The following is an 8,287-nucleotide window of genomic DNA, read 5'->3' as shown; positions in this document are numbered from 1 at the left end:
TTACAAGCCCGCCACCCCCCGTTGTTTAGACTGCCCCCAGTCATAACAACAAAAAAGGCACCCCATGCACACCTTCCAACCCGTCTTCAGCAGCTGGCTGAACGCCCCCGCGCATCAGCAATGGCTGGCCGCCGAAGGCTTGCGCCTGCTGGCGTTCGCTGAAGCCTCCAGACTGCCTGAAGGCTTCGGTAACCTTGATGAAAAGGGCCGCCTCCCGGCCAATGCCCGCGCCGAAACCATGAACACCGCACGCATGACCCACAGCTTTGCCATGGCTCACATCCAGGGCCTGCCGGGCTTTGCCGAGCTGGTAGACCATGGCGTCAAGGCCCTCAGCGGGCCAATGCGCGATGCCGAGCATGGTGGCTGGTTCGCCGTTGCCGATCATCAGGACGGCAACACCGCCAAGGCCGCCTACCTGCACGCCTTCGTCGCTTTGGCTGCCAGCTCCGCTGTCGTCGCGCAACGGCCTGGCGCGCACGCCTTGCTCGCTGACGCGATCAACATTATCGACACGCGTTTCTGGAGTGAAGAGGAGGGCGCCCTGCGCGAATCCTTCAATCGCGACTGGAGTGAAGAGGAGCGCTACCGCGGCGCCAACAGCAACATGCACGCCACCGAAACCTTCCTCGCCCTGGCCGATGTCACCACGGACAAACGCTGGCTGTGCCGCGCCCAGCGCATTGTCGAGCGGGTGATCCATGATCACGCGGCCGCCAACGACTACCTGGTGGTCGAACACTTTGACCGCGACTGGCAGCCCCTGCGCGAGTACAACCACGACAACCCGGCGGACGGTTTTCGCCCCTACGGCACCACACCCGGCCACGGGTTCGAGTGGGCGCGGCTGTTGCTGCACCTCGAAGCGGCACGGGTCCAGGCCGGGATGCTTACGCCGGGCTGGCTGGTCACCGACGCGCAAAAACTCTTCGAGCACAACTGCCGTCACGGTTGGGAGGTCGATGGTGCACCCGGTCTTGTCTATACCCTCGACTGGGACAATCGCCCGGTGGTGCGGCACCGTCTGCACTGGACCCATTGCGAGGCCAGCGCCGCCGCCAGCGCATTGCTCAAGCGCACCGGCGACAGCCAGTACGAAGCCTGGTACCGGCTGTTCTGGGAATTCTGTGACCGTTACTTCATCGATCGCGAAGCCGGCAGCTGGCATCACGAACTGGACCCGCAAAACCGTGCCAGTGCCGATATCTGGCCGGGCAAACCCGACCTGTATCACGCCTGGCAGGCCGTCCTCATTCCCGGCCTGCCCCTGGCGCCGAGCCTGGCCACCGCTCTGGGGCGCGTGTCCCAGGGTGTTCCTGTGTAACCATGTGGTGACATTCCAGCGTCCCTTCGTTACCTGCGAGGGGCTGACTCCTGTTTAAAATCCATGCAGCGCAAGCACCAGACTTGCATGCATAACAACAAGAAAGGTACTTCCAGATGAATGCGATTTCTCGCCTCGCTACGCTCATTTCTCTTGCCTCCCTGTCTGCGCTCCCTCTCAGTGCTCTTGCCGCCGATGCCAAAGGTTCGGTGGAAGTGGTTCACTGGTGGACGTCGGGTGGTGAAAAAGCAGCGGTCGATGTACTCAAGGCTCAAGTTGAAAAAGACGGCTTCACCTGGAAAGACGGCGCCGTAGCCGGGGGTGGCGGTTCAACGGCCATGACCGTGTTGAAAAGCCGCGCCGTCGCCGGCAACCCGCCTGGCGTTGCCCAGATCAAGGGCCCCGACATCCAGGAATGGGGCAGCACCGGCCTGCTCAGTACCGACACCCTGACCGACGTCGCCAAGGCGGAAAACTGGGACGGCCTGCTGTCGAAGAAGGTCTCCGACACCGTCAAGTACGAAGGTGACTACGTTGCCGTGCCGGTGAACATCCACCGCGTCAACTGGCTGTGGATCAACCCGGAAGTCTTCAAGAAAGCCGGGATCGACAAGGCTCCCACCACCCTCGAAGAATTCTACGCCGCCGGCGACAAGCTCAAGGCCGCCGGCTTCATCGCCCTGGCCCACGGCGGTCAGCCTTGGCAGGACAGCACTGTATTCGAAGACGTGGTGCTCTCGACCATGGGCGCCGAAGGCTACAAGAAAGCCCTGGTAGACCTGGACCAGAAAACCCTGTCTGGCGCTGAAATGACCAAGGCTTTTACCGAACTGAAAAAGCTCACCGGCTACATGGACCAGAACCGCGCCGGTCGTGACTGGAACATCGCTGCCGCCGACGTTATCAACGGCAAGGCCGGCATGCAGATGATGGGCGACTGGGCGAAAAGCGAATGGACGGCGGCGAAGAAAGTCGCCGGCAAGGACTACCAGTGCGTGCCGTTCCCGGGCACCGAAAAAGCCTTCACCTACAACATCGATTCCCTGGCCGTGTTCAAGCTCAAGGCCGATCGCAAAGGCGACATCGCCGCTCAGCAAGACCTGGCCAAGGTCGCCCTGGGGACCGATTTCCAGAAAGTCTTCAGCATGAACAAAGGCTCGATTCCGGTGCGCACCGACATGCTCAACGACATGAGCGCCCTGGGCTTCGATTCCTGCGCCCAGACCGCAGCCAAGGACTTCCTGGCTGACGAGAAGACTGGCGGCCTGCAACCGAGCATGGCGCACAACATGGCCACCTCCCTGGCCGTGCAGGGTGCGATCTTCGACGTGGTCACCAACTTCATGAACGACAAGGATGCTGACCCGGCCAAGGCCAGCGCCCAACTGGCATCGGCTGTCAAAGCGGCCCAGTAATCCCCGACAGCGAGTGAGCCCCTGGTAGGAGCTGCCGCAGGCTGCGATCTTTTGATCTTGATTGTAAAAAAACAAAATCAAAAGATCGCAGCCTGCGGCAGCTCCTACGAGGGATCGCACTTCGATCCTTTATATTTAAACCTGGATTATCCCGATGAGCTCTGTGGCGGTTTTCAGCAAAGCCTCACCGTTCGATGCGCTGCAACGCTGGTTACCCAAGTTGGTACTCGCGCCGAGCATGCTCATCGTGTTGGTTGGTTTCTACGGTTACATCATCTGGACATTCGTCCTGTCCTTCACCAATTCCAGCTTCATGCCGAGCTACAAATGGGTCGGCCTGCAGCAGTACACCCGGCTGCTGGACAACGACCGCTGGTGGGTCGCGAGCAAGAACCTCGCCCTGTTTGGCGGCATGTTCATCGGCATCAGCCTGGTGCTGGGGGTGTTCCTGGCGGTGCTGCTGGACCAGCGCATTCGCAAGGAAGGCTTCATTCGCACCGTCTACCTGTACCCGATGGCGCTGTCGATGATCGTCACCGGTACCGCCTGGAAATGGCTGCTCAATCCAGGCCTTGGCCTGGACAAGATGCTGCGTGACTGGGGCTGGGAAGGTTTTCGGCTTGACTGGCTGGTGGATCAGGATCGCGTCGTGTATTGCCTGGTGATCGCTGCCGTATGGCAAGCCTCCGGGTTTGTCATGGCGATGTTCCTGGCCGGCCTGCGCGGTGTCGATCAATCGATCATCCGTGCCGCGCAAGTCGACGGTGCGAGCTTGCCGACCATCTACCTGAAGATCGTGTTGCCGAGCCTGCGCCCGGTATTTTTCAGCGCCTTCATGATCCTCGCGCACATCGCGATCAAGAGCTTCGACCTGGTGGCTGCAATGACCGCAGGCGGCCCGGGCTACTCGTCCGACCTGCCAGCGATGTTCATGTATTCCTTCACCTTCAGCCGTGGCCAGATGGGCATTGGTTCGGCCAGCGCCATGATGATGCTCGGCGCGATCCTGGCGATCCTGGTGCCTTACCTGTACTCGGAACTGCGAGGCAAACGCCATGAGTAATCAACTGGGCAAACCGGCGCTCAGCTTCAGCCGCATCGCCATTTACGCCACGTTGTTGCTGGCCGCCGCGGTCTACCTGATCCCGTTGGTGGTGATGCTGCTGACCAGCTTCAAAACCCCCGAGGACATCCGCACCGGCAACCTGCTGAGCTGGCCAACCGTGATCGATGGCATTGGCTGGCTCAAGGCCTGGGACAGTGTCGGCAGTTACTTCTGGAACTCGGTGAAAATCACCGTGCCCGCAGTGCTGATCTCCACCTTCATCGGTGCAATGAATGGCTACGTGCTGTCGATGTGGCGCTTCCGTGGCTCGCAACTGTTCTTCGGCCTGTTGCTGTTCGGCTGCTTCCTGCCGTTCCAGACCGTCCTGCTGCCAGCCTCGTTCACCCTCGGCAAGCTCGGCCTGGCCAACACCACCACCGGCCTGGTGCTGGTGCACGTGGTCTACGGCCTGGCGTTCACCACGCTGTTCTTTCGCAACTACTACGTGAGCATTCCGGATGCGCTGGTCAAGGCGGCACGCCTGGATGGCGCGGGCTTCTTCACGATCTTCTGGAAGATCCTGCTGCCGATGTCGATCCCTATCGTCATGGTCTGCCTGATCTGGCAGTTCACGCAGATCTGGAATGACTTCCTGTTCGGCGTGGTATTCGCCAGCGGCGATGCACAACCGATCACCGTGGCCCTGAACAACCTGGTCAACACCAGCACCGGGGCCAAGGAATACAACGTTGATATGGCTGCCGCGATGATCGCCGGGCTGCCGACACTGCTGGTCTACATATTCGCTGGCAAGTATTTCCTGCGTGGGCTGACGTCCGGCGCGGTCAAGGGGTAGAACATGGCAACTCTCGAATTACGTAACGTCAACAAGACCTACGGTGCCGGCTTGCCGGATACCCTGAAGAACATCGAACTGAAGATCAATGACGGTGAGTTCCTGATCCTGGTCGGTCCGTCGGGCTGCGGTAAGTCCACGCTGATGAACTGCATCGCCGGCCTGGAGAACATCAGCGGCGGCGCGATCCTGGTGGACGACGCCGACATCAGCGGCATGAGCCCCAAGGATCGCGACATCGCCATGGTGTTCCAGTCCTACGCGCTGTACCCGACCATGAGCGTGCGCGACAACATCGCTTTCGGCTTGAAGATTCGCAAAATGCCGGCGGCCGAAATCGACGAAGAAGTTGCGCGCGTGGCTAAGCTGCTGCAAATCGAACACCTGCTCAACCGCAAACCGGGCCAACTCTCTGGCGGCCAGCAACAGCGTGTGGCCATGGGCCGGGCACTGGCGCGGCGGCCGAAGATTTACCTGTTCGATGAGCCGCTGTCCAACCTCGACGCCAAGCTGCGAGTCGAGATGCGCACCGAAATGAAATTGATGCACCAGCGTCTGAAAACTACCACGGTCTACGTGACCCACGACCAGATCGAAGCGATGACCCTGGGCGACAAAGTGGCGGTGATGAAAGACGGGATCATCCAGCAGTTCGGCACGCCGAAAGACATCTACAACAACCCGGCCAACCTGTTCGTGGCGAGCTTCATCGGCTCGCCGCCGATGAACTTCATCCCCCTGCGTTTGCAGCGCAAGGACGGTCGCCTGCTGGCATTGCTCGACAGCGGCCAGGCCCGTTGCGAGTTGCCACTGGGCATGCAGGACGCCGGTCTGGAAGATCGTGAAGTGATTCTGGGCCTGCGTCCGGAGCAGATCGTGCTGGCGGGCAACGAGCCGAACGGGCTGCCGACCATTCGCGCTGAGGTCCAGGTGACCGAACCGACCGGCCCCGACACCCTGGTGTTCGTCAACCTCAACGACACCAAGGTCTGCTGCCGCCTGGCGCCGGACGTCGCGCCGAATGTCGGCGAGACCCTGACCCTGCAATTTGATCCGTCGAAGGTTTTGTTATTCGACGCCAAGACCGGCGAGCGCCTGGGGGTTGCCGGTGTTCCGAAGGCAGAGGCTCACAACGCCAACGTGACCCAGTTCAAAGGCCGCTGATGTCCGAGCGAGCTTGCTCGTGATGGACAAGAACGGTCGCTCAGGCTGGCCGCAAGCGTTAGCCCTGTAGGAGCGAGCTAGCTCGCGATGTGCGTGAACGATAACGCGGGCAGTCTGATTCACCGCGTCGGCCTGAAGTTTTTCGCGAGCAAGCTCGCTCCTGCAGTGGGGATTTGTAAACCGCGTTAGATAAAAACAGTTAATAACAATAAAACGAGGATGTAGGGATGAAGAAGAAGAACAACGCTCAGCTGATCTGCCAATTGTCAGCGATTGCGGCGATGAGCCTGGCTGGCACCGTGCACGCTGCTGAAGCGTTCAGCCCCGAGTCGAAGTGGATGACGGGCGACTGGGGTGGTGAGCGGACCAAGCTGATCGAGGCGGGCTACGATTTCACCCTGGAGTACGTGGGCGAAGTCGGCTCCAACCTCAAGGGCGGCTACAACGATGACACCACAGCGCGCTACAGCGACCAGTTTGCCTTGGGGGCGCAACTGGACCTGGAAAAGATCTTCGGCTGGAAAGACGCCGAGTTCAAACTGGCGATCACCGAGCGTAGCGGCAAGAACATCTCCAATGATCGCATCGGCGATCCACGGGCTGGCACCTTCAGTTCTTCCCAGGAAGTCTGGGGCCGGGGCCAGACCTGGCGCCTGACGCAATTGTGGGTCAAGCAGAAGTATTTCGATGGCGCCCTGGACGTCAAGGCCGGTTACTTCGGCGAAGGCGAAGACTTCAACAGCTTCCCGTGCGACTTCCAGAACCTGGCGTTCTGCGGCTCGCAAGTGGGTAACTGGGTGGGCGGCATCTGGTACAACTGGCCGGTCAGCCAGGCGGCGATCCGCGTGAAGTACAACATCAACGACGAGCTCTACGCGCAGATCGGCGCGTACAACCAGAACCCGTCGCAACTGGAAACCGGCAACGGCTTCAAGCTCAGCGGCAGCGGCACCAAGGGCACCATCATTCCAGTCGAGTTGGTGTGGTCGCCAAACGTCAACAGCCTGCCGGGCGAGTACCGCGTCGGTTACTACAAAAGCACCGCCGAGGCCGACGACGTTCGTGAAGATGCCAACGGCAACGACGCGGCCGTCAGCGGTGATGCGTACCGCAGCCACAGCAGCAAGTCCGGCTACTGGTTCGTCGCCCAGCAACAGCTGACCGACCACAATGGCGACAAGAGCCGTGGCCTGAGCATCGCGGCCAACGCCACCTTCCACGACAAGGACACCAACGTCGTGGACAACTATCAGAACCTGATGCTGGTCTACAAAGGCCCGTTCAACGCGCGCCCCAAAGACGATGTGGGCATCGGTATCGCCCGTATCCACGTCAACGAAGACGCGCAGAAAAACCGCAAGCTGATCAATGGCGTCAACGGCATCGACGACTACGACAACCCGGCCTTCCTGCCTATCCAGGACACCGAGTACAACGCTGAAATCAACTACGGTTTCCACGTCACCAACTGGCTGACCGTGCGTCCCAACCTGCAGTACGTGAAGCACCCCGGTGGTGTGGATCAGGTGGACGACGCGATTGTGGCCGGCCTGAAAATTCAGTCGGTGTTCTAACGCTGTTGCGATAAGCTTCTCTCCATGTGCGCATTTTTGCGGACGGCCAAGGCTGTCCGTTTTTTTTGGGGCGGGCACTTCCCGGTAACAGATGATTTTCAGGACTGCGGCACATGCATGAGCATCCGCTACAACGCTTCTTCAAATCCTTGCGCGAGCGTCCTGTGTTCGCGTGGGAGCGCTATCAACTGCGCGACGTGCTGGTGATCGATCATCCGCTCTGCCAGGCGGTGTTCAGCCGCCAGGGTGCGCAGTTGCTGCACTTCCAGCCCAAAGGCCAGAAACCCTGGCTGTGGTGCGCAGCGAAGTGGCCGCATGTCGGCGCGATTCGGGGCGGGGTGCCGGTGTGCTGGCCGTGGTATGGCCGCCATCCGAGCGAGAACGCCTGGCCGTCCCATGGCTGGGCGCGTCTGCTCGACTGGAAGTTACTCGACAGCAGCACGGACGACGACGGCGTGCGCCTGCACTGGCAACTGCAACTGTGCGACTGGAAAGTGGACCTGCATGCGCACCTTGGCGAGCGCCTGGACCTACGCCTGGCGACTGAGCATCAGGACAGCCTGCCGTGTCAGTTGAGTCAGGCTTTGCACGCCTACTGGCGTATTGGCGACGTGGGTGAGGTAGCGCTGTCTGGGCTCGATGGGGTGCAAGGTTACGACCAGTTGAACCGCCAGGCATGCCAGCAGGAAGGAGAGCTGCGGGTGGATGGCGGCTGCCAGCGAGTGTTCCAGCACGAGGGCGAATTACAGCTCAAGGACCCTGTCTGGCAGCGGCAGTTGTGCATCGATACCGGAGATGACGCAAACACCGTGGTCTGGCACCCGGGGACGCGGCCGTTGCTGGGAGTGAGCTGGAACGAGATGTCTGAATTTGTCTGTGTCGAGGCGGCGAGTGGTGGTGGGCGGGGAC

General features: G+C 60.8%; 7 protein-coding genes. All 7 read left to right on the top strand.

From position 1 onward, the window contains the following. The first annotated feature begins 64 nt into the window (after positions 1-64). The gene (locus UB23_RS12935; protein WP_045059714.1) at positions 65-1,324 is read left to right on the top strand and encodes a D-mannose isomerase; all 1,260 of its coding nucleotides are present in this window, start codon (positions 65-67) and stop codon (positions 1,322-1,324) included. Positions 1,325-1,440: 116 nt separating this feature from the next. Further along, a complete protein-coding gene (locus tag UB23_RS12930) occupies positions 1,441-2,739 on the top strand; it encodes an ABC transporter substrate-binding protein (RefSeq protein WP_045059713.1) in 1,299 nt (432 codons plus the stop codon). 154 nt (positions 2,740-2,893) lie between these two features. Further along, positions 2,894-3,802: a carbohydrate ABC transporter permease gene (locus UB23_RS12925; RefSeq protein ID WP_045059712.1), complete on the top strand. Its 909-nt coding sequence runs from the start codon at positions 2,894-2,896 to the stop codon at positions 3,800-3,802. Further along, the gene (locus UB23_RS12920) at positions 3,795-4,640 is read left to right on the top strand and encodes a carbohydrate ABC transporter permease (RefSeq protein ID WP_045059711.1); all 846 of its coding nucleotides are present in this window, start codon (positions 3,795-3,797) and stop codon (positions 4,638-4,640) included. Before UB23_RS12925 ends, UB23_RS12920 begins: the two co-directional genes overlap by 8 nt. Before the next feature lie 3 nt (positions 4,641-4,643). After that, complete coding sequence (locus tag UB23_RS12915) at positions 4,644-5,804, top strand: ABC transporter ATP-binding protein (RefSeq protein ID WP_045059710.1); 1,161 nt, start codon at positions 4,644-4,646, stop codon at positions 5,802-5,804. Between the two features lie 227 nt (positions 5,805-6,031). Further along, complete coding sequence (locus UB23_RS12910; RefSeq protein WP_045059709.1) at positions 6,032-7,378, top strand: carbohydrate porin; 1,347 nt, start codon at positions 6,032-6,034, stop codon at positions 7,376-7,378. Positions 7,379-7,491: 113 nt separating this feature from the next. Further along, the coding region (locus tag UB23_RS12905) for a D-hexose-6-phosphate mutarotase (protein ID WP_045059708.1) at positions 7,492-8,287 on the top strand (796 nt) is incomplete at its 3' end.

The organism is Pseudomonas sp. ES3-33 (genome assembly GCF_000952175.1).
In the GTDB taxonomy this organism is placed as follows: Bacteria; Pseudomonadota; Gammaproteobacteria; order Pseudomonadales; family Pseudomonadaceae; genus Aquipseudomonas; species Aquipseudomonas gregormendelii.
This window is presented reverse-complemented; position numbering and strand designations above follow the sequence as displayed.